Origin of the sequence: Pseudomonas sp. KB_12 (assembly GCF_052114545.1) — a bacterium.
GTDB classification, from domain to species: Bacteria; Pseudomonadota; Gammaproteobacteria; order Pseudomonadales; family Pseudomonadaceae; genus Aquipseudomonas; species Aquipseudomonas brassicacearum.
Map to the genome: position 1 here is coordinate 92,155 of NZ_JBFREY010000003.1, position 19,720 is coordinate 111,874.

The following is a 19,720-nucleotide window of genomic DNA, read 5'->3' on the forward strand; positions in this document are numbered from 1 at the left end:
CTGCCAGAAACAGGACTTGATCTTCATCAAACAGCCATCATTCATTCAGGCTGACAAACTCGGGAGCAACAGCCCCGCCCACATCGCCAGCGTGACCAGCACCTGGCCGGGAATCACATACCCGGCGAACCTTCGCCCGCCACTGAGCCACGCTACCACGCACTTGCTCAGGGAGTTGCTGCTCAGCGCCATCAGGACCGGCACGGCGACGCCGTCGAAGGGCAACAACCCGCCCTTGGCCAGGGAAGCGATGGAGGCTGTCGAGGCATGGGCGTCGAGCAAGCCACTGAAAATCGCGGTGACGGTCACCCCGGCCTGGCCGAACGCATCGAGCATTGCCGACGAGAGGACGGTGATAGCGGTCATCGCCAGGACCATCGTCACCGCCAGCTTGAGGCTGAAGGCGCCGCCGTGCTTGATGGTTTCATCGGCCCGCGCCCTTGGCCGGGGAAACATCAGCACGCCGGCATAGAGCAATACCATCAGCATCCCGCACACCAACGGCCCCCACATCCAACGCAGCAGCGCGGGGTCCACGGCCGCGAGAATCAGGCCCATTTGAACCACCGTCGCCAGGTTGGATAACACCGCCGCGGCGCTCACCACCTTGAGATTGATCGGCTCTTTGGCCGCGATACCACCCATGGTCGCGACCGTGACTGTGGCGGAGGCGAATCCTGAGGCAATCGCACTGAGGGCGTAGCCGTAGCGGGTCCCCAGGGTCCTAACCGCGACATGCCCCAGCGCCCCCACCGCCATCAGCATGACGGTGAGCGTGCCCAGGTTGCGCAGGTTGATGGCGTCATAAGGCCCGAGGAAGCGATCCGGCGCCAGCGGTAGCACGACCAGCGCGGCGATCAACAGCACCAGGCCATCGCGCATCTCGGTGGCCGTCAATTGGTTGCGGGCAAAGTGGTGCAACGCCTGGCGGCTGGCGAGCAGCCCGGCCATCACCACCCCTATTGCGGTCGCCAGGCCCGGGGCGCTCGCACAGAGCGCGCCCAGTGCCAATACCGCGAACAAGGCCACCTCGCTGGTAATCCCCGGGTCCTTATCGAGATTTCGCCAATAGGCCACCGTGACCAAGGCGCCCAGGGCAAGGGTCATGCCCCCCAGCAACAAGGGACCGCCCGCCTGGACCGCCAGGTAGCCGAGCACGGACGTGATGGCGAAGGTGCGCAGGCCGGCGAAGTCGCGCCGGTCGCCCTCGCCTTTGCGCCGTTCGCGCTCAAGCCCCACCAGCAGGCCGATTCCCAGCGCGGCGGCAGCATTGGCGAAGGCCAGGGTTTCAGTCATGGTTACGGCTCTCTGGCGCCCTGGGGCGACTGATCATGCTCAAACATAGCGCGATTGCCTCGCCGCCGCTGCCTTCGATGCAACGCTTTGAAGCGTGTTTGATGCAAATCAAGTTACCGGGCTCCGTGGCGCTCATGATCGATGACAGACACCACGCCGCGCGAAACCTCGCCCGGCGCCAACAGGTCCTTGCCCGGGAGGTTTGTCATGTCTACGCAATCACGCTTGATGCTGGTCGTCTCGCCACTGATGGAACACAGCCCGGCGTTCGACCGGGCCGCCGCACTGGCCAGGGCCGAAGGCGCGGCGCTGCATATTGTCGCGTTTGACTACCTCGAAGGCCTGGCCACGGCCGGCCTGGTCAACGAGCAGGCACTGGAGCAGATGCGCCTGGGCTACATCGAGCGCCATCGGCAGTGGCTGGAGGAACAGGCCAGGCCCCTGCGCAACCTCGGTATCGAGGTCACGACGGAAGTGACGTGGGTCGAGCGCCCCTTGCAGGAAATCCTGGTCCACCTCAAGGAAGCGCCGATGGATGCGCTGATCAAGTCGGTGGACCCTGAGTCGTGGTTTTCCCGACTGATGTTCACGCCGCTGGACGTGCATCTGCTGCGCGAATGCGAAGTTCCGCTGCACTTCGTCAACAAGGTCACCCACGCCCGCCCGCGCAAGATTCTGGCCGCCATCGACCCGTTCCATCAGGACGGACGCTACGAAGGCCTCAATGACCGGATCCTGAGCGAAGCGAACAAGCTAGCCACCCGCTGCGACGCGACGCTGGAAGTCATCTACGCCTATGACCTTTCGTCCATTACCGCCGCTGAATACGGCTTTGGCAACGGTTCGATGTTCTTCTCCTCGACCCTGGCCCGCCAGCTCTACGAATCCCAGGGCGCGGCCTTCGATGCTCTGGCCGAACGCAATGGCATCGCCGCGGACCAGCGACGCATGATCATGGGTGACCCGGCCAAAGTGTTGGCAAGCTACGCCGCGTCCCATGACATTGATGTCATCGTCATGGGCCGCGTGCGCTACGGCAGCCTGGACAAGCTGATCGGCAGCACCGTGGAAGGCCTGCTGTACAAGATGCCCTGCAGCGTGTGGGTGATTGCGCCGCAGCAGATGGGTTGAAGGCAGGCCCGATGATGGGTTGGAAACAAATGGGCACGCAAGCTCGCTAGCTCTGTCTCCCGGCGATCAGGCCAGGCCCTGCTCCTTCAACCGCCTGTATAACGTGCGTTCACTCACGCCCAGGTGCCTGGCCAGTTCGCGGCGGGTGCCTTTGAAAGTGGCCACGAGCTGTCCAAGGTCCCTACTATCGGGCGCAGGCGTCAAGGCTGGGGCGGACAACGCCACGGGCGTCGCGGGCAGATGCAAGGCGTGAATGACACCGTCATCGGCAAACAGCGCAGCCCTTTCCAGGACATTGCGTAGCTCGCGGATATTGCCCGGCCAGGAAAAACGCTGCAATTGCATCAGCGCTTCGGGATCGATGGTCAGCCGACGCTTACCGATCCCGGAACGTTGCAGGAACGAATCCACCAACAAGCCGATGTCTTCAAGGCGATGCCGCAAGGGCGGCAGATGGATGGGAAAAACGCTGATGCGGTAGTACAAGTCCTGCCTGAACTCGCCTTTCTCGAGCATTTTCTCCAACGGCTTATGGGTCGCGGCCACCAACCTGAAATCCGCGTGCAGGGTTTCCACACTGCCGACACGGCGATAGGTTCCAGACTCGATCAATCGCAACAGTTTCACCTGCATGGCCAGGGGAACATCGCCTATCTCATCGAGAAACAGCGTACCACCCTGGGCCGTCTCTACCAGGCCCACCTTGCGCAGGGTGGCGCCGGTAAATGCGCCCTTCTCGTGGCCGAACAGTTCACTCTCGAACAAGGTTTCGGTCAGCCCGGAGCAATCGACCACCACAAAAGGCCCCGCGGCCCGTTCACTGGTTTCATGGACGGCGCGGGCAAACAGCTCCTTGCCGGTGCCGGACTCTCCCAGCAACAGGACCGGTAACGTCGAGGGCGCTACCCGCTGCAGTTCCAACAGCGCCTGATTAAAGGCCGGCGAACTGCCCACCAGCCCCTCGTTACTGGGCCGGGCCGATGCGCTACGCACCTGGGTAAGACGTTCCACATAAGCGGTGATGACGCCATGCTCATTCAGGATCGGGCGCAGCTCCACGTCGACGTGTTCGGGCCCGCGCGGTGTGTGATGAATGTGCAAGACCCGATCCGGGCTGCGCATCTCCCTGGCCTTTTTCATCGGACAGTGCTCACCGGCCTGGTCACAAGGCACATCGTAGTGGTGGGAAATCCGATAACACTTGTGGCCAATGAAAGGTTTGTCGGCGCTGCCAAACTGACGCAGGTAAGCCGTGTTCGCCGCCAGGATGTTGTAATCGGGATCGAGGACGATCATCGGCTGGGGCTCGTGCTCCAGAAACGAGACCAGGGACTGCACCTGGTCTGGATGCGCAAGCAGGTCTTGGGTGGGCGGCAGGCTGTGTGTCATCGCGGCTCCAGTGATTCATTCAGCAAGGGTGACACTGCCACTATGCCAATAAACACTGCCAATGGCAGTTTAATTGTCGGGACCGCGGAAAATGCCCGATCGATACTTATCAATTTAAACCCATAAAATCATATGGTTAGCCATAAAAACAGACACCACATCCACATGGCAGCATTATTGCTGTGTCTGTTCTTCAAGCAGCTCGATGAGAGCCCGAAGGAGACCGTTCATGACCGTAAAACCCTACGTCGAAGGATTTTTCGATCCTGAGACCCACACTGTCAGCTACCTGGTGCTGGACGAAACGACCCGCCAGTGCGCATTGATCGACAGCGTCCTGGATTACGATCCCGAATCAGGCCGTACCACAACCACCTCGGCCGACAAGCTGATGACCCGGGTGATCGAACTGGGGGCGAAGGTCGAATGGATTCTTGAAACCCACGTTCATGCCGACCACCTCACCGCCGCCCCGTACCTGAAGGAAAAACTCGGCGGCACGATAGGGATCGGCAGCCAGATCACCGCCGTGCAAGAAGTCTTTGGCACGCTGTTCAACACCGGTGGGGAGATGCCCCGCGATGGCAGTCAGTTCGACCATCTGTTCGTCAATGACGAGTCGTTCACCGTCGGAACGCTGCAATGCCGTGCGCTCCACACACCGGGCCACACCCCCGCCTGCATGACGTATGTCATCAGCCACGGCCAGGAAACGGCGGCATTCGTTGGCGACACCTTGTTCATGCCCGACTACGGTACCGCACGGTGTGACTTCCCCGGTGGCAACGCGCATACCTTGTTCCGATCCATCAACAAGGTCTTGAGCCTGCCAGCCAACACCCTCCTCTACACCTGTCACGATTACCAACCCGGAGGCCGCGAGGTGCAATTTTCCAGCACCGTCGCCGAGCAACGTGCCGACAATGTCCACGTCCGTAACGGCATCAGTGAAGAAGCATTCGTGACGATGCGCACCCAGCGCGATGCCTCGCTGGACATGCCGACGCTCATCCTGCCATCGGTCCAGGTCAACATGCGGGCCGGGCATTTCCCGGAGCCGGAATCGAACGGCACGCGCTACCTGAAAATCCCGCTCAATCAGCTCTGACGCCCCGCGCCCATAAGAAAACAGTCATCACGGAGACAGTCATGGACATCCGCCACCTTGCGTCCGGCCTCTCGATATCAGGGCAGATCCATCCCGACCAAATGAGTGAGATCAAAACCGGCGGCTTTCGCGCCATCATCTGTAACCGCCCTGATGGTGAAGGCAGCGATCAACCTTTGTTTGCCGACATCCAGCGTGCGGCACAAACAATGGGCATCGAAGCGCACTACCTCGCTGCAGAGTCCGGCAAGGTGACCGATGAACAGGGCGTTGCCTTCGGCAAATTGTTCGAGTCCTTGCCCAAGCCCGTGTTGGCGTATTGCCGCTCCGGCATGCGCTCGACCACGATGTGGGCACTGTCCCAGGCCGGCCAGCAGCCCTTGCCACGGATTGTCGAAACAGCCAGCAAAGCCGGCTTCGACATGAAAGGCGTCATTCGCAGAATTGCCAACGAGGGACGCACGCCCATTGGCGTCGCCGAAGCCCGGCATGCGGTGGTCATTGTCGGCGGCGGCGCGGCGGGCATCGCGGCAGCTTCAAGCCTGTTGGCCCGCGAGCCGGGCCTGGACATTGCCATTATCGACCCGGCGGATGTGCATTATTACCAACCCGGCTGGACCCTCGTCGGCGGTGGCGTCTTCGACGCGCACAAAACGGCCCACACGATGGGCGCGACCATTCCCCGGGGCGTGCATTGGATCAAAGCGGCTGTCGCTGCTTTCGAACCTGAAAACGATGCCATTATTCTCGATGGATGCCGCGTGGTCCGCTACGAGCAGTTGATCGTGTGCCCGGGCCTCAAACTGGATTGGCATGCCATAGAAGGCTTACCGCAGACACTGGGGCGCAACGGCGTCACCTCGAACTATCTGTACCACCTGGCCCCCTACACTTGGGAACAGGTGCAGCAACTGCGCAGTGGCCGGGCGATTTTCACGCAGCCCCCCATGCCGATCAAATGCGCCGGGGCCCCTCAAAAAGCGATGTACCTGTGCGCCGACCACTGGAGACGCCAAGAGGTACTCGGCGATATCGAGATCGACTTCTGCAGCGCCGGGACAGTCCTGTTCGGCGTTCCCGACTACGTGCCGGCCCTGATGGAATACGTCCGCGCCTATGGGATCGACCTGAATTTCGGCAGTACGCTGACGTCTGTCGATGGACCGGCACAGACTGCGACCTTCAGTTGCGTCAAGGCCGATGGCAGTACTCACCTGGTGACGCACGACTTCGACCTGCTGCATGTGGTACCTCCGCAGGTGGCGCCGGATTTTATCCGCGTAAGCCCTCTGGCCGATGGGGCGGGCTGGATCGATGTCGATCCCGACAGCTTGCGGCATAAGACCTGGGCGAATATTCACGCATTGGGCGATGCGACCAATACCAGCAACGCAAAAACCGCAGCGGCGGCGCGCAAGCAGGCACCCGTGGTCGCCCACAATGTGCTGGCGGCCATGGGCAAGGCCAAGGGTAGCGCCCATTACGACGGCTACGGTTCCTGCCCGCTGACCGTGGAACGGGGCAAGGTCGTTCTCGCTGAATTCACCTACGGCGGCAAGCTCGCCCCCAGCTTCCCGTCCTGGCTGATCGACGGTACTCGGCCTTCAAGACTCGCCTGGCTACTTAAAGAGCGAATTCTTCCTCCGCTGTACTGGAAAGCCATGCTCAAGGGGCGCGAATGGCTGGCGAAACCTGAATTGGCGGACCTATGAAATCAAACCTCACCGCCAGGGGACCGAGATGATTACCGTCCTGGTACTGGGCTTTACGGTGGGCGTGATCCTCGCGCTGACCGGTGCCGGCGGCGGCATACTGGCCGTCCCGTTCCTGGTTTTTGGCGTGGGTTTGAGCATGGCCGAAGCCGGGCCCATTGGTTTGCTGGCGGTAGGCCTGGCCGCCACCCTGGGCGCCGTGATGGGCCTGCGCAACGGCATCGTGCGCTACAAGGCTGCACTGGTGACGGCCAGTGCGGGGGTCATATGCTCGCCGCTGGGCCTTTGGTTGGCGCAGCGCACGCCCAACCGTCCGTTGACGATCCTGTTTGCCTTGTTGCTGATGTACGTGGCGTTCCGGGCATTGCAAAAATCACTGCCCTCTCATGCCTGGGCAAAGGCATCCACCACGCGCAAACCGCCGCCCTGTGTCCTGGACGAAAATCGCGGCAAGCTGAATTGGACCGGCCCTTGCGCGTGGGCGCTCACGGCTTCGGGCATGGTCGCCGGGGTGCTTTCCGGGCTGCTCGGCGTGGGTGGTGGTTTCGTCATGGTTCCGGCGCTCCAGCGGTACACCAATTTGACTACGCAGTCGGTGCTCGCCACGTCGCTGACCGTCATCGCTTTGGTTTCCATGTCAGGGGTACTGGCGAGTTCGGCGATGGGCCACCTGCAATGGCCAATAGCGCTACCCTTTTCCATCGGAGCCATCGTCGGCATGCTCGGCGGGCGCCTGGTCGCCGCGAGGTTGCCGGAACCCTATCTGCAAAGAGGCTTCGCCCTGGTGTCGACGCTGGTAGCGGCCGCCCTGCTGGTAAAGGTCCTGGGTTGAAAAACCGGGTGGAAAATCATCGATGTGTGGCGGAGAACGCTGATGAATATTGACTGGCTCAACTTTACGCCGTGGTCATCCCTGGCCGGCGGCATGTTGATTGGCTTGGCGGCCAGCCTGTTCGTGGTTGCCAACGGCCGGATCGCCGGCATCAGTGGGCTGATCGGCAGCCTGCTGCAGCGTGGCAGCGAAGGGCTGGGCGAGAAGGCCCTGTTTCTCCTGGGCCTGCTCGTCGCGCCGCTGTTATGGGGCGCCTTTGCCAGCTTGCCGCCGATCGAGTTCCAGAACGGCTGGTTCGGCCTCACTGTCGCGGGCCTGTTGGTGGGTGTCGGCACTCGCTACGGTTCGGGCTGCACCAGTGGCCATGGCGTGTGTGGCCTATCGCGCCTTTCACCCCGCTCGATGGTCGCCACGGCGTGTTTCATGCTCAGTGGTTTCACTACGGTATTTGTCCTGCGTCACGTGATGGGGATTTGAACATGCGCAAACTGACGGCATTCATCGCTGGCCTGCTCTTTGGCTTAGGACTGCTCCTGGCAGGCATGACCAACCCGAAAAAAGTGTTGGGTTTCCTGGACCTGGCCGGCGCCTGGGATCCCTCCCTGGCGTTGGTGATGATCGGGGCGATTGGCACCGCCATCGCCCCCCTGGCCTGGGCGCGCCAACAGACTCAGTCGCTGCTGGGCAGCCCCATGCAGTTGCCGGTCAAGCGAGAACTGGACCCACGCCTGATCGGTGGCAGCCTGGTGTTTGGTATCGGCTGGGGCATCGCCGGCATCTGCCCTGGCCCTGCCGTGGCCATCCTGCTGACCGGGCACTGGCAAGCCTTTGTGTTCACGCTGGCCATGCTGGCGGGCATGTTGTTGTTCACCGCGCTGGAAACCCCGCGCAACCGCTGATCGTGAATTCACCGTCATGCCCCGCTCACATCCCGGCGCATTTGACGTTGTCATCATCGGTGGGCGCAATGTTGTTCACTTAAGAAAGTGGAGAATCCGTGGCGAGGGAGCTTGCTCCCGCTTGAGTGCGAAGCGCTCACAAGGCTTCACGGTAGCGAAAAGGTTCAATTTCCACGGAAATGTGATTGCCCTGAATCTATGGCCAACTATCAGACCGCCTTCGCGAGCAAGCTCGCTCCCACAATTGGACCGGAGTACGACTGGAAGAGCCAGGTCGGCTATAAGGCCGCCTCGCGACGGACGTTGATCTCGGCGCCCCGTTAACCACGATGGCCGAACGCAGGCATTGCGCAGTGGGCATCCCGGCATGGATGCCGGGATAGCCGCGCTGGGCCATGGATGGCCCTTCGCGGCGGCCCACGGAGCAATGCCGGAGTGAGGGCATGCCGAGCCTAAGCGAGGCACCAAGTGGTGGGGCAAAGCGCTTTTGGTTACTTTTGGCGCTCTTCCAAAAGTGACCCGCCGTCAGGGCGGAACCCTAAGTGGCCGTTACCGCAGCGATGGATATGTACTCGGCCATAATCCTGGCCAACTGTCAGACTGACTTCGCGAGCAAGCTCCTACCCAAAAACTCAAGTATCTGATCTTCTAAATAGATTCCAAGGCGCAGGCTACACAGTGGCGAAAGGGTTCACTCTCCTATACGTGGTCACAGCATGCTGTGCCAACAACAACTCCACGCCGATACCGTGCGGCCGCTCCCTCGCGACAATGACTCACACAAGCCTTGAGTGAGCAGCATTACTGGTGGTGATAATTCAGGGGCACCGATTCTGGCCCCGGGAAAAAGTCATGGCGCCGGGAACGTCATTTAAAAGCGCCCTATTTCCAAGGTCGCGCACAGCCCACCCTCGGTGCGATTTTCCAAGCGAATGCGCCCTCCCAGACGATCCGCGATGGTGCGCACGATCGTCAGGCCCAGCCCAGCCCCCTGGTCATTGCCGCGGCTGTAGAACCGTTCGAAGAGACGCTCACGCTCGGCCTCGTCGATACCCGGCCCCTGGTCTTCGACGGACAGCTCGTAGTGATCGCCCTTCCTGGCCAGGCGTACGGTGATCGTGCCGTTGGCCGGGGAAAAATTGGCCGCGTTGGTCACCAGGTTGTTCAAGGCGATGTCGATGGCCACCGGGTCGATTCGAACCGGGCCGATGTCGTCGCTGACATCCAGCACCGGCTCGAGCCCCTTGCTCAACAACCAGGGCGTCAGTTGAACCAGGCTCGCACGAACCGTGGTGGGCAGGTCGATGACCGCAGGCGTCGGAACACCTGCCTGCGGTTCGAGCCGCGCCATGGTCAGCAGTTGATTGACCAAACGCGTGGTGCGATCGACGCCAGCGATCAGGTGTTCCAGGGACTCGCGACGGCTTTGCTCGCTCCCCGCCTCCATCAGGTTCTGTGCATGCACCCGCAGAACGGCCAAGGGCGTACGCATCTCATGGGCGGCGTCGGCAATGAAACGCCGCTCACGGCCCATCACCTCCTGGATCTGCGCCAAGACGCGGTTGAGGGCCGCCTGCATGGGCTCAAGCTCCGTAGGGAGCGGCATCATTTGCAGGGGTTCCAGTGAGCCGGGATGCCTGGCCCGCAACTTCGCCGCCATATCGACCAGGGGCTTGAGCCCCCAGCCGATGGCCAGCCAGATCACTGCAGCAAGCACCACGCTGCCGATCAGGTTGGGTACGACGGTGTGACGAACAATGCGGTCGACCAGGTCGGCACGCACGTCGTCACGCTCCCCCACCCAGATCTTCAAACCGTATTGCGCGTCGTCCAGGACGAACGCTCGCCACTTACGGTTCTTCTGGTCCACGACCTCACTGAAACCGGGCGCACCCGGCGGTGAGGTGAACGACGGTGCGCTGGAGGTATGAACCAACACCGAACCTTGTGAGTTCCAGACTTGGAAAGCAATCTTGCTTTCATAGGGATGGCCATCGCCCCTGGGAACCGCTTGCCCCAGCGCCGAATTGAACGCCTGATACAGCTCGGCGTGCTCCTTGCTCGCCATCGGCATGCGCATCACGCCCTGCAACAGCCGGGCATTCTGCGCCAACTGGGCATCGTAGACCTCGGCGATTTCGTGGTTGCTGTCATGCAGGTTGAATACGGTGATGATCAACAGGCCAAGGAACAGCAGGCCGAGAATCAACGTGAGGGTACGACGCCGGATCGAACTCATCGGCGCTCCTCCACCAGGTAACCGACACCGCGAATGGTGCGGATCAGGTCGGTGGAGAATTTCTTGCGCAGGTGATGGATGTGCACTTCCAGCGTGTTGCTCTCGGCCTCCTCGCTCCAACCGTAGAGCAACTGCATCAGATGATCGCGGGTCATGACGCGGCCCGGCGGCGAGAGCAGTTCATGGAGCAGCTGATATTCCTTGGGTGTCAGCGCCACCGGCTTGCCCTGGTAACTGACTTGCTGGGTGCCAGGGTTCAGGCTGATGCCGGCATGTTCGATCAACGCCTGGGCGCGGCCGGCGCTGCGGCGCAACAAGGCCCGTAGCCGGGCCTTGAGTTCCGCCAGATCGAAGGGCTTGACCAGATAATCGTCGGCCCCGGCGTCCAACCCGGCGATGCGATCCTCGGTGGCATCGCGGGCAGTGAGGATCAGCACCGGCAGGTTGGAGCCACTGTCACGCAAGCGCCGCAACACTTGCAAGCCGTCCATGCGTGGCAGCCCCAGGTCGAGCACCGCCAGGTCGAAGGTTTCACTGAGCAACGAATGCAAGGCGCTGCTGCCGTCCTGCACCCAGTCGACGGTATAACCTTCGCGACTCAGGGCCTGATGGATGCCCTCCCCCAGGGCCACGTCATCCTCGATCAGTAATAAACGCACATCCTCTCCTGTCAGTTCAGCTTCTTGTTCACATCCACCAGTAATGCGTCGATCTCCTTGCGGCGCCCGGCATCGGCCGTTTCCCGACCCGGCCGCGGTGCTGCCAGCAAGGCTTTTTGCAGCGCTGCCTTGGCTTCGCTATAGCGCTTCTGACGGTAGAGGTGATCGCCCCAAAAGTACAGGCTGTCGATACCGTTCGGGTTGAGTTGCAACGCCTGCTGGAGCAATTGCTCGGCCTTGTCGGAGTCGCCGAAACCCAGGGGCCAGCCCGGCACCCGGTCGTAGAGTGCGCCGAGGCTGGTGTAGGCCGAGCCTTGCAGGGCCTTGGGGTCCAGGGTCAGGGCTTTTTCCAGGTCGCCCTTGGCATCCTTGACCTTGCCCAGTGCACCGATCCCACCCTTGGCACCGGCCCAACTGCTGTTGACGATGCCAGACCAGATCCATGCTTCGGCCACCGATTGGCGCTCCTGCTTGAACGCCGATGCCTGGACGGCGAGTTTTTCGAATGCATCGGCGCGTTGGCCTTCGGGCACTTCATATTGAATATGGGCCCAACTCTGCTGGATGTCGCTGAGACGTTGCTGGTCGGCCGCCTCCAACGCCCAGACGCTTTGGCTCAGGGTGCCGATCAACAGGCAAGCGAGGATTTTTTTCATGGCTTGGGATGCTCGTTTTCGGGTTTGTGACTGAGACGGCGTACCAGTGGCAATTGCTTGCGCAGGCCACGGTCCACCAGGTTGGGCAGCAGGCTGTTGAGGCCGACGAAAAAGCGTTCGGGCCAGCCCAGATACAACTCGCGTCGGTCGCCGATAATCGCGTGGATCACCGCCGCCGCCACGGTTTGCGGGTCGTCGACGTTGGCCTTGAGGGCCTGGTTGAGCGCATCCGCCGCTGGGCTGTTCATCGAGGTACGGGTGGCCCGGGGCGCTACGTAGAGCACCCCGACACGGGTATCGGCCAACTCTCGGCGCAAGGCTTCGGAAAAACCGCGCAAGGCAAACTTGCTGGCGCAGTAGCTGGCATAGCCCGGGTAACCGATCGAGCCATAGGTCGAGCCGACGTTGACCACCATCGCACTGTCAGCTTGCTTGAGCAGTGGCAAAAGCAGCTTGGTCAGGCAGATCGGCGCGCTGATGTTCAGCGCCAACATGGCATTGATTTCACTGTCGTCGAGTTGTTCGAGCATGGCGAAGTGGTTCACGCCGGCGGCATTGATCAGCAGGTTGATGCCGCCCTGGGCCTCGGCGGCGACCAGCACTTTGCGCCGGTCGGCGAGGAAGGTCAGGTCGGCTTCGACCCAGCTCAAGTGCTGCGGATAACGCTCCAGCAACGGCTGCAAGGCTTCGCGATGCCTGGCCACGGCCAGCACTCGCGCACCACTGGCGCACAGCGCGGCGGCGATGGCCTGGCCGATCCCGCCGCTGGCGCCGGTCAGCACGACACGCGCATCACACAGGCGCATGTTCATGCTCCCCGTCACGCGGCAGGCCGCGGAACATGTCGGTGTACAACCGGTACACCACCTTGGAGGCATGGATCACCGCAGCCTGGTCCGCCGGATCCTCCAGCCGGTTCATCAGGCCGCGATAGGTCTGCATATGCTCAATGTCGAGCGAACCATGGGAGCTGAGGTAGCTGAACGCCGTGGGCGGCAATTCCAGGCGCTCGCGGATGCTGTCGGCGGCATGGGTCGCCAGGGCGATACTGGTGCCTTCCAGCACATTGACCATGCCGAACAGGCCCACCGGGTTGCCTCGGGCGATCAAGTCGTAGAGGTAACTGACCATCAGCTCAATGGGCAACGAAGGCTGGCCGTTGCGCACCGCTTCCTTATCGCCACCGCACACGGCAATGTCATCCAACACCCATTGCTCGTGGCCGTACTCTTCGTCGATGTATTCGCACACGGCCTTGCGCAGCCATTCCAGGTGCGTTGGCAGGCGCGCCCCGCAAGCCATCATCAACGGTACGGTGTGGCGCACGTGGTAATACGCCTGGATCAGGAACCCCCGGTAACTGGCCAGGCTGACCTGGCCGTTGAGGGCGTCGCGGATGATCGGCAGATTGAACAGGGTCTGGCGCTCTTGCTGGGTGGCTTCTTGCAACGTGTCAAAAAAACTCATGATGGGGATTCCTCGGACAAGACAGATGAAGTGAGCTGCGCGCGGTAATGCTCGACGATGGCCTCCCGGCGTGGCCGGCCATTGGCGGTGAGCATGCCGTTGGCAGCGCTGAAGGGTTGGTCCAGGCGCGTCCAGTGATGGACCCGCGCGTAGTCGGGCAGCGTGTCGTTGGCCTTGGCCACGGCCAGCTCCAGCGTTTGATCCGTGCAGTCGGCCCGGGCGGGCCAGAGCAGCGCATGGTTGTGCGGCATGGCTTCGCCATAAACGAAGGCCTGGGCAATGTCACCGCCCTGGGTGAGCTCGGCTTCAACCCATTCGGGGTTCACGTTGCGACCGAAACTGGTCACGAACTGGTGCTTCTTGCGACCGCGCAGGTAAAGGAAACCGTCTTCGTCGAACTCACCGAGGTCGCCGCTGGGCCACCATTCGCTGGCGTGCGGTGGCTCACCCAGGTAACCGAGCAGCGTCGAGCCCTTGACCAGGACTTCGCCGTCATCGGCCAAGCGGATCTCCACATGGGGCAGCGGCTGGCCGACACTGCCGGCACGATGAGCCTGTGGCCGATTGAGGCAGACCACCGAGGCGCACTCCGACAGCCCATAGCCTTCAAACACCGGCAGGCCAACACGCTGGGCCCGCTGCAACAAATCGTGGGACACCCGCGCCCCACCAACGGCGGCGAATCGCACGATGTGCGGGTTGAACAGCTTCTGTTCGGCAGCCATGACCAACATCAACAGCAGCTGCGGAACCAGGATCAGGCTCTGCGCCCGACGCTCGGCCAGGCATCCCAGCAGCCGCGTCGGGTCGACCCCACTGGCGCCCTGGATGCCGAGGGTTTTCTGGCTGGGCAGGCTCAGCATGGCACCGGCATACAACGCCGCATAGCAGCCAAGGTTTTCCAGCAGAATCGCCAGGGGCAGTAACGCCAGGTGATGCCTGGCCTCGACCGGTTGGCTGGCCTGCTCCAGTTCACGGGCCACCCGCAATAGGCTGTCGGCGCTCAGGCAGACGCCCTTCGGCGTGCCGGTGGTGCCGGAGGTGAACGTCAGCTTGGCGGTGCCTGCCGGCAAACGGCTCGGTCCGTCGAAGTGCCGTCGCCAGAACTCGCCACTGTGCTGGTATCCGGCAGCTTGCAGTTGCGCTTCGAACGCGGGCTCGGCAATCACTCGCTCGGCCTGGCTCTGTTCCAGGCAGTGCCGACGTTGAGCCTGGCTGAAAAAACCGGGCAGGATGACGCAGGTCAGCCCTTCGAACAGTGCGGCAAGGTCCCAGAGCATCGCTTCGATGCCGTTGTCCAGGGCCAGGGCGACAACACTGATGTGTTCATCACGCAGGCGTTGCTGGCGGTACACCACTTCGGAATAAAGTGTCGCGTAGTCGAGTTGCGAGCCGTCGCCCCACAGGGCCACGGCGTGGCCCCTGCGCTCGGCATGACCACGCAGGGTGCGCTTGAAGCGTTCCATTTCAGGCGACATGGCTGGTTTCTCCGAGGTCCGTCGGCAGTCCCAGACGATTGAACAGGCCGCTATTGCGCAGATGAATGAAACCGGCGCGGATGTTTCCGACATGAACCCACGGCTGGCTTTCGTAGTAGCGGCCCCAGAGATGACGGTCCTCGCCGAGGCGCTGCGGGTCGGCCGGGCACAGCGTCACAGGCTTGAGGCCCAGGCGATGGAAGCTGTTGACCAGGCCGATGTTGCCGGTGAACGCGACCCACTCCAGGCCGCCCATGGCCAACAGATAAGTGATCGCGATGATGCTCAGCCGGGCGCTGCCCGTGTCGCTGGCGGCCAGGTTGCCAACCTCGACAATGCCGGCGCGGTCCACCGGACGATCGGCGGCGGCACTGATCAAGGGCTCGATGGGGCTGTCCAGATAATGCTCGAGGAACAGCGGCCCCTGGGCGGCCCGGCGCACACCAGCGGCTGCGCAGAGCGTGCCGTGGACATCGTCGAGCCCGAACAGCTCCGGCATGAAGTGACGAATATCGGCGCCGTGAACCTGGCGAAAACGCTGCTGGATGAACGCTTCGAACTCGGCTCGCCGAGCTTGTCCCGGCAACGCCCGGTGCAAGTGGCGAACCGGCGGGCCGGCATCACCGAAAGCCAGCGGCAGGTGGATGTTCCAGTCGAAATCGGGCATGGGTCAACGTTCTCCCTCGGGCTATTGGGAGAAAGTATCGAGGCCGTTTCTTAACGAAGTCTGAAGGTGGAAAATTTTGGCTCGTACGAAAGGTAGTCTGGTCAAACCTGAACTGCCCTTGATCGCTATTCCGTAGTACAGTGCGCAAGTCCGATAAATATCCACTTTGAGATGACCTGAAGTCTCAGGAGCAACTTCAATGGACCCGAACACCCCGCCATCCCTCTGCCGCGGCGCTAACAGCATGATCGAAATCACCGAAGCCTCCATTGCCCAATTGCGCGCTGCGCTGGAGTCGGGCCAGACGACCGCGGTGGCGCTTGTCCAGGCCTACCTCGCCAGGATCGATGCCTACGACGGCCCCGATACGCCCACTGCCCTCAACGCGGTGGTGGTGCGCAACCCCGATGCATTGAAAGAGGCCCAGGCCTGCGATGCCCGTCGGGCCAGCGGCCAGACCCTGGGGCCGCTTGACGGCATCCCCTACACGGCCAAGGACAGTTACCTGGTCAAGGGGCTCACTGCCGCTTCCGGCAGCCCGGCGTTCAAGGACCTGGTTGCTTATCGCGATGCGTTCACCATCGAACGGCTTCGCGCCGCCGGGGCGATCTGCCTGGGCAAGACCAACATGCCGCCCATGGCCAACGGCGGCATGCAGCGCGGGGTGTATGGCCGTGCCGAGAGCCCGTACAACGGCGACTACCTCACCGCGCCGTTTGCCTCGGGCTCTTCGAACGGTGCGGGCACGGCAACTGCCGCCAGTTTCGCGGCGTTCGGCCTTGCCGAAGAAACCTGGTCGAGTGGACGCGGTCCGGCGTCGAACAATGGCTTGTGCGCGTATACGCCGTCGCGCGGGGTGATCTCGGTGCGTGGCAACTGGCCGTTGACGCCGACGATGGACGTCGTCGTGCCCTACACCAGGACCATGGCCGACCTGCTCGAAGTGCTGGACGTGGTGGTCGCCGAGGACCCGGACACCCGTGGCGACCTGTGGCGCCTGCAACCCTGGGTGCCGATTCCGAGCGTCGACTCGGTTCGTCCAGCCTCGTATCCGAGCCTTGCCAGCACCCCAAGTGCGCTGGCAGGCGTTCGGTTCGGCGTTCCTCGGATGTACATCAACGCCGACCCTGAAGCAGGCACGGCCGAAGCCCCCGGCATCGGCGGCCCGACGGGGCAGCGAATCATCACCCGCGCCTCGGTGATCGAGCTCTGGGAGCAAGCGCGCAAGGCGCTTGAGGCCTGTGGCGCCGAAGTGGTCGAGGTGGATTTCCCTCTGGTGTCCAACTGCGAGGGCGATCGTCCTGGCGCACCCACGGTCTTCACCCGCGGCCTGGTTTCCAAAGAGTTCCTGCACCATGAGTTGTGGGACCTGTCGGCCTGGGCATTCGATGATTTCCTGCGGGCCAACGGCGATCCGAAGTTGAATCGCCTGGCCGACGTCGACGGACCGAAGATCTTCCCCCACGACCCGGGCACCCTGCCCAACCGAGAGGATGATCTGGCCGCTGGCATGGATGAGTACGTGAAGATGGCCCAGCGCGGCATCACGCCGTGGGAGCAGATCCCGACCCTGCCCGACGGCCTGCGTGGGCTTGAAGAGACACGTCGAATCGATCTGGAAGACTGGATGGCGCGGCTGGGCCTGGACGCGGTGATCTTCCCGACCGTCGCCGACGTCGGGCCAGCCGATGCGGACATCAACCCGGTGTCTGCCGATATCGCCTGGAGCAACGGCGTCTGGGTCGCCAACGGCAACCTCGCCATCCGCCATCTGGGCGTGCCCACCGTCACGGTGCCGATGGGCGTCATGGCGGACATCGGCATGCCCGTCGGGCTGACGTTCGCTGGCCGCGCCTATGACGATTCGGCGTTGTTGCGACTGGCTTCGGCGTTTGAATCAATCGGTTCAAAACGCCTGGTCCCGCCGCGGACGCCGCCGCTGTCGGCTTGATCGTTTGGCGGGTTTGGTTTGGGGCTGCTACGCAGCCCAGCGGGAGCAAGCTCCCTCGCCACAAAAGCAGCGCTCGACTTCATTTTTGAGTACGGGCGCAACCCCGTGGCGAGGGAGCTTGCTCCCGCTGGGCTGCGCAGCAGTCCCTAGACCGGTTCTACAGCCGGAAGCACTGTTGCATGGCACGGGAAAGCAGGTCCACGGCCTCATCACCGTGTGACGCCTGGGCTTGGCAGCGCGATGATTCCTGTGGCAGCGTAGGCTGGAATTTCAAACAACCCTCGCGCCCACGGCAAAACGGTAGTCATCATGATCTCGCATGTTTTTCTAGGTATCGCCGATTTTGATCGCGCCTTCGGGTTCTATTCAAAGGTCATGGCCGGGCTGGGCCTGACATTGAAATTCAGCGACGCCCACAAAGGCTGGGCGGGCTGGATTGCCGAGCATTCACCGCGCCCGATCTTCGTGATTGGAAAACCCTTTGACGGCAAGGTGCACCAACCCGGCAACGGACAAATGGTGGCTCTGCTTGCCCCCAGCCGGGAAGCCGTGAGGAACAGCTACGCGACAGCGCTGGCACTGGGCGGGACGTGTGAGGGAGAACCCGGCTTGAGACCCCACTACCACCCTGATTATTACGGTGCCTACTTTCGAGATCTCGATGGCAACAAGCTTTGCGTCTGCTGCCATGATTCGGTGTCGACTTAGTCGATCGTAATGCATGGCCCGCTTTCGTTTTCTGCCTAGCCACGGGCTCTGCGTTAGCCGATCGGCGTTAGCTTCAGCACCCGCATCACCATGGCGCCAGCCTTCGCCAGCAAAGTGCCGTGCGCGCGTTGCTGACACAGGTCGTTCGAGACGAAACCTACGGACTCGCTTGCCAAGGCGCCCATCAATTGGGGCAACAGGAATCCGCTTTCGTGCTCCTGGTAAGTCGCAACGGAGGTATCGGGCTGAAGGTTGCCGGTGCAAGTCGTGTCGATCATGGGAATCTCCCGATGGATGGAGAACGCTGCGACGACCCGAAACGGTCAATCGCTTCTGGGATCAGTTTCACTGGCGGACGGTTTTTAGAGAATGCCCAGGAATTACATGACTTGATTGCGTCATCTGAAACAATCGCAGCTGACTGAACAAAAAAGGCTTACCGAGGTTTTGATATTTCGTTCCGAGAGGGGTGTTTTTTTGGGTGTGTATATCCGTTGCTGCGGTAATGGCGGCTAGCGGTTCCGCTCTTACAGTGGGTCACTTTTGGAAGAGCCGGGAGCCGGACCAGCCAAAAGTAACCAAAAACGCTTTGCCCCACCACTCGGCACCTCGCCTAGGCTCGGTGTGCCCGAAGGCGGCCTAGTAGCCGACCTGGTTCTTGATGGGGGCCGCGTTTCTCCTGTGGGAGCGAGCCTGCTCGCGAAGGCGTCGGCACATTCAACATCACTGCAAACTGATACACCGCTTTCGCGAGCAAGCTCGCTCCCACATAGATTTGCGGGTGTTCATAGCATCTGCACACGACACAAAAACCTGTGGGAGCGAGCTTGCTCGCGATGAGGCCGGCACATCCAACATCACCGTAAACTGACACACCGTCTTCGCGAGCAAGCCCGCTCCCACAGGAGGAACGCGGTCCCCATCAAGAACCAGGTCGGCTACCAGGCCGCCTCGTGGTGGACGTTGATCTCGGGCGCCCCGTTAAACCACGCTAGGTATTGCGCAGTAAGCATCCCGGCATGGATGCCGAGCCTAGGCGAGGCACCAAGTGGTGGGGCAAAAGCGCTTTGGTTACTTTCGACTGGGCCGGCTTCCGGGCTTTTCGAAAGTGACCCGCTGCAAGAGCGGAACCGCCAGCCGCCATTACCGCAGCAACGGATATGCCCCCATATAAATCACACCGGCGCTTTCAGCATGTCATACGCCTCAAGCGACCGCAGCGAGTAGATATAGGCCGCCCCCGCATTCAACGAAATCGCAGTTGCCAGGGCCGCCGCGACCTCCTCGCGACTCGCGCCGGCCTTGATCGCCGCGTCCGTGTGGGCGGCGATGCAACCGTCGCAGCGGGTGGTGACGGCGATGGCGATCGAGATCAGCTCGCGGGTCTTGGCATCGAGTACATTGTTTTCACTGGCAGCCTCCCCTAGCGCCATATAGGCCTTGACCATTTTCGGGTTGCTGCGGCCCAGCGCGCCAAAGGCTTTCTGAATGGTGGGCAACAATTCGGACCAGTTATTGAACATGGCAT

Annotated in this window: 19 protein-coding genes; 8 read left to right on the top strand and 11 right to left on the bottom strand. The window is 62.1% G+C overall.

Going from position 1 to position 19,720, the window contains the following annotated elements:
• Nucleotides 1-45: 45 nt before the first annotated feature.
• On the bottom strand, nucleotides 46-1,296 hold the full coding sequence (locus AB4Z20_RS02595; RefSeq protein ID WP_442089266.1) for an MgtC/SapB family protein: 1,251 nt from the start codon (nucleotides 1,294-1,296) through the stop codon (nucleotides 46-48).
• A 207-nt stretch (nucleotides 1,297-1,503) separates the two neighbouring features.
• Here AB4Z20_RS02595 and AB4Z20_RS02600 point away from each other — a divergent pair, with 207 nt between their 5' ends.
• The gene (locus AB4Z20_RS02600; RefSeq protein WP_442089267.1) at nucleotides 1,504-2,427 is read left to right on the top strand and encodes a universal stress protein; all 924 of its coding nucleotides are present in this window, start codon (nucleotides 1,504-1,506) and stop codon (nucleotides 2,425-2,427) included.
• A 66-nt stretch (nucleotides 2,428-2,493) separates the two neighbouring features.
• Here the strand turns inward: AB4Z20_RS02600 and AB4Z20_RS02605 are convergent, their stop codons facing one another.
• The gene (locus tag AB4Z20_RS02605) at nucleotides 2,494-3,816 is read right to left on the bottom strand and encodes a sigma-54 interaction domain-containing protein (protein WP_253474060.1); all 1,323 of its coding nucleotides are present in this window, start codon (nucleotides 3,814-3,816) and stop codon (nucleotides 2,494-2,496) included.
• A gap of 229 nt (nucleotides 3,817-4,045) precedes the next feature.
• Here AB4Z20_RS02605 and AB4Z20_RS02610 point away from each other — a divergent pair, with 229 nt between their 5' ends.
• Genes AB4Z20_RS02610 through AB4Z20_RS02630 form a run of 5 tightly spaced genes read left to right on the top strand, consistent with a single transcriptional unit; the run spans nucleotide 4,046 to nucleotide 8,367 of the window.
• Nucleotides 4,046-4,924, top strand: a complete 879-nt coding sequence (locus tag AB4Z20_RS02610; protein WP_258691022.1) for an MBL fold metallo-hydrolase — start codon at nucleotides 4,046-4,048, stop codon at nucleotides 4,922-4,924.
• A gap of 41 nt (nucleotides 4,925-4,965) precedes the next feature.
• Nucleotides 4,966-6,636, top strand: coding sequence for a TIGR01244 family sulfur transferase (locus tag AB4Z20_RS02615; protein WP_442089268.1), 1,671 nt, complete (start codon nucleotides 4,966-4,968; stop codon nucleotides 6,634-6,636).
• A gap of 28 nt (nucleotides 6,637-6,664) precedes the next feature.
• Nucleotides 6,665-7,468, top strand: a complete 804-nt coding sequence (locus AB4Z20_RS02620) for a sulfite exporter TauE/SafE family protein (protein WP_442089269.1) — start codon at nucleotides 6,665-6,667, stop codon at nucleotides 7,466-7,468.
• 42 nt (nucleotides 7,469-7,510) lie between these two features.
• Nucleotides 7,511-7,945 carry a YeeE/YedE family protein gene (locus AB4Z20_RS02625; RefSeq protein WP_442089270.1) on the top strand — a complete coding sequence of 145 codons (435 nt, stop codon included), beginning with the start codon at nucleotides 7,511-7,513 and terminating at the stop codon, nucleotides 7,943-7,945.
• Nucleotides 7,946-7,947: 2 nt separating this feature from the next.
• Entirely contained in the window at nucleotides 7,948-8,367 is a 420-nt protein-coding gene (locus AB4Z20_RS02630; RefSeq protein ID WP_442089271.1) for a DUF6691 family protein, read from the top strand.
• Between the two features lie 871 nt (nucleotides 8,368-9,238).
• Here AB4Z20_RS02630 and AB4Z20_RS02635 read toward each other — a convergent pair.
• The 7 genes from AB4Z20_RS02635 to AB4Z20_RS02665 are packed head-to-tail and all read right to left on the bottom strand — an operon-like array spanning nucleotide 9,239 to nucleotide 15,533.
• Nucleotides 9,239-10,606 (bottom strand): sensor histidine kinase, encoded by a 1,368-nt coding sequence (locus AB4Z20_RS02635; protein ID WP_258691018.1) that lies wholly within the window; start codon nucleotides 10,604-10,606, stop codon nucleotides 9,239-9,241.
• Nucleotides 10,603-11,265: a response regulator gene (locus AB4Z20_RS02640; RefSeq protein WP_003201124.1), complete on the bottom strand. Its 663-nt coding sequence runs from the start codon at nucleotides 11,263-11,265 to the stop codon at nucleotides 10,603-10,605. Before AB4Z20_RS02640 ends, AB4Z20_RS02635 begins: the two co-directional genes overlap by 4 nt.
• An 11-nt stretch (nucleotides 11,266-11,276) precedes the next feature.
• Nucleotides 11,277-11,921: a tetratricopeptide repeat protein gene (locus tag AB4Z20_RS02645; protein ID WP_214511787.1), complete on the bottom strand. Its 645-nt coding sequence runs from the start codon at nucleotides 11,919-11,921 to the stop codon at nucleotides 11,277-11,279.
• Nucleotides 11,918-12,727, bottom strand: a complete 810-nt coding sequence (locus tag AB4Z20_RS02650) for an SDR family oxidoreductase (RefSeq protein ID WP_442089272.1) — start codon at nucleotides 12,725-12,727, stop codon at nucleotides 11,918-11,920. Before AB4Z20_RS02650 ends, AB4Z20_RS02645 begins: the two co-directional genes overlap by 4 nt.
• Complete coding sequence (locus AB4Z20_RS02655) at nucleotides 12,714-13,388, bottom strand: TenA family transcriptional regulator (protein WP_442089273.1); 675 nt, start codon at nucleotides 13,386-13,388, stop codon at nucleotides 12,714-12,716. The genes AB4Z20_RS02650 and AB4Z20_RS02655 overlap by 14 nt, the downstream gene beginning before the upstream one ends.
• Nucleotides 13,385-14,866: an AMP-binding protein gene (locus AB4Z20_RS02660; protein ID WP_442089274.1), complete on the bottom strand. Its 1,482-nt coding sequence runs from the start codon at nucleotides 14,864-14,866 to the stop codon at nucleotides 13,385-13,387. The genes AB4Z20_RS02655 and AB4Z20_RS02660 overlap by 4 nt, the downstream gene beginning before the upstream one ends.
• Nucleotides 14,856-15,533 carry a thermostable hemolysin gene (locus AB4Z20_RS02665; protein ID WP_253474034.1) on the bottom strand — a complete coding sequence of 226 codons (678 nt, stop codon included), beginning with the start codon at nucleotides 15,531-15,533 and terminating at the stop codon, nucleotides 14,856-14,858. Before AB4Z20_RS02665 ends, AB4Z20_RS02660 begins: the two co-directional genes overlap by 11 nt.
• A gap of 244 nt (nucleotides 15,534-15,777) precedes the next feature.
• On the opposite strand from AB4Z20_RS02665, the gene AB4Z20_RS02670 reads away from it, so the two are divergent.
• Nucleotides 15,778-17,484, top strand: coding sequence for an amidase (locus AB4Z20_RS02670; protein ID WP_442089319.1), 1,707 nt, complete (start codon nucleotides 15,778-15,780; stop codon nucleotides 17,482-17,484).
• Nucleotides 17,485-17,793: 309 nt separating this feature from the next.
• Nucleotides 17,794-18,192 (top strand): VOC family protein, encoded by a 399-nt coding sequence (locus tag AB4Z20_RS02675; protein WP_003201106.1) that lies wholly within the window; start codon nucleotides 17,794-17,796, stop codon nucleotides 18,190-18,192.
• 53 nt (nucleotides 18,193-18,245) lie between these two features.
• Here AB4Z20_RS02675 and AB4Z20_RS02680 read toward each other — a convergent pair whose 3' ends face one another.
• Both AB4Z20_RS02680 and AB4Z20_RS02685 read right to left on the bottom strand, forming a co-directional pair.
• Complete coding sequence (locus tag AB4Z20_RS02680; protein ID WP_442089275.1) at nucleotides 18,246-18,470, bottom strand: hypothetical protein; 225 nt, start codon at nucleotides 18,468-18,470, stop codon at nucleotides 18,246-18,248.
• Nucleotides 18,471-19,367: 897 nt separating this feature from the next.
• On the bottom strand, nucleotides 19,368-19,715 hold the full coding sequence (locus AB4Z20_RS02685) for a carboxymuconolactone decarboxylase family protein (protein WP_003201101.1): 348 nt from the start codon (nucleotides 19,713-19,715) through the stop codon (nucleotides 19,368-19,370).
• Nucleotides 19,716-19,720: the final 5 nt, after the last annotated feature.

Coding starts and splice junctions, on each gene's coding strand:
- AB4Z20_RS02675 (WP_003201106.1), top strand. CDS start 17,794: ATGATCTCGCATGTTTTTCTAGGTATCGCCGATTTTGATCGCGCCTTC.
- AB4Z20_RS02605 (WP_253474060.1), bottom strand. CDS start 3,816: ATGACACACAGCCTGCCGCCCACCCAAGACCTGCTTGCGCATCCAGAC.
- AB4Z20_RS02630 (WP_442089271.1), top strand. CDS start 7,948: ATGCGCAAACTGACGGCATTCATCGCTGGCCTGCTCTTTGGCTTAGGA.
- AB4Z20_RS02620 (WP_442089269.1), top strand. CDS start 6,665: ATGATTACCGTCCTGGTACTGGGCTTTACGGTGGGCGTGATCCTCGCG.
- AB4Z20_RS02625 (WP_442089270.1), top strand. CDS start 7,511: ATGAATATTGACTGGCTCAACTTTACGCCGTGGTCATCCCTGGCCGGC.
- AB4Z20_RS02665 (WP_253474034.1), bottom strand. CDS start 15,533: ATGCCCGATTTCGACTGGAACATCCACCTGCCGCTGGCTTTCGGTGAT.
- AB4Z20_RS02635 (WP_258691018.1), bottom strand. CDS start 10,606: ATGAGTTCGATCCGGCGTCGTACCCTCACGTTGATTCTCGGCCTGCTG.
- AB4Z20_RS02650 (WP_442089272.1), bottom strand. CDS start 12,727: ATGCGCCTGTGTGATGCGCGTGTCGTGCTGACCGGCGCCAGCGGCGGG.
- AB4Z20_RS02645 (WP_214511787.1), bottom strand. CDS start 11,921: ATGAAAAAAATCCTCGCTTGCCTGTTGATCGGCACCCTGAGCCAAAGC.
- AB4Z20_RS02680 (WP_442089275.1), bottom strand. CDS start 18,470: ATGATCGACACGACTTGCACCGGCAACCTTCAGCCCGATACCTCCGTT.
- AB4Z20_RS02610 (WP_258691022.1), top strand. CDS start 4,046: ATGACCGTAAAACCCTACGTCGAAGGATTTTTCGATCCTGAGACCCAC.
- AB4Z20_RS02660 (WP_442089274.1), bottom strand. CDS start 14,866: ATGTCGCCTGAAATGGAACGCTTCAAGCGCACCCTGCGTGGTCATGCC.
- AB4Z20_RS02615 (WP_442089268.1), top strand. CDS start 4,966: ATGGACATCCGCCACCTTGCGTCCGGCCTCTCGATATCAGGGCAGATC.
- AB4Z20_RS02600 (WP_442089267.1), top strand. CDS start 1,504: ATGTCTACGCAATCACGCTTGATGCTGGTCGTCTCGCCACTGATGGAA.
- AB4Z20_RS02655 (WP_442089273.1), bottom strand. CDS start 13,388: ATGAGTTTTTTTGACACGTTGCAAGAAGCCACCCAGCAAGAGCGCCAG.
- AB4Z20_RS02685 (WP_003201101.1), bottom strand. CDS start 19,715: ATGTTCAATAACTGGTCCGAATTGTTGCCCACCATTCAGAAAGCCTTT.
- AB4Z20_RS02595 (WP_442089266.1), bottom strand. CDS start 1,296: ATGACTGAAACCCTGGCCTTCGCCAATGCTGCCGCCGCGCTGGGAATC.
- AB4Z20_RS02670 (WP_442089319.1), top strand. CDS start 15,778: ATGATCGAAATCACCGAAGCCTCCATTGCCCAATTGCGCGCTGCGCTG.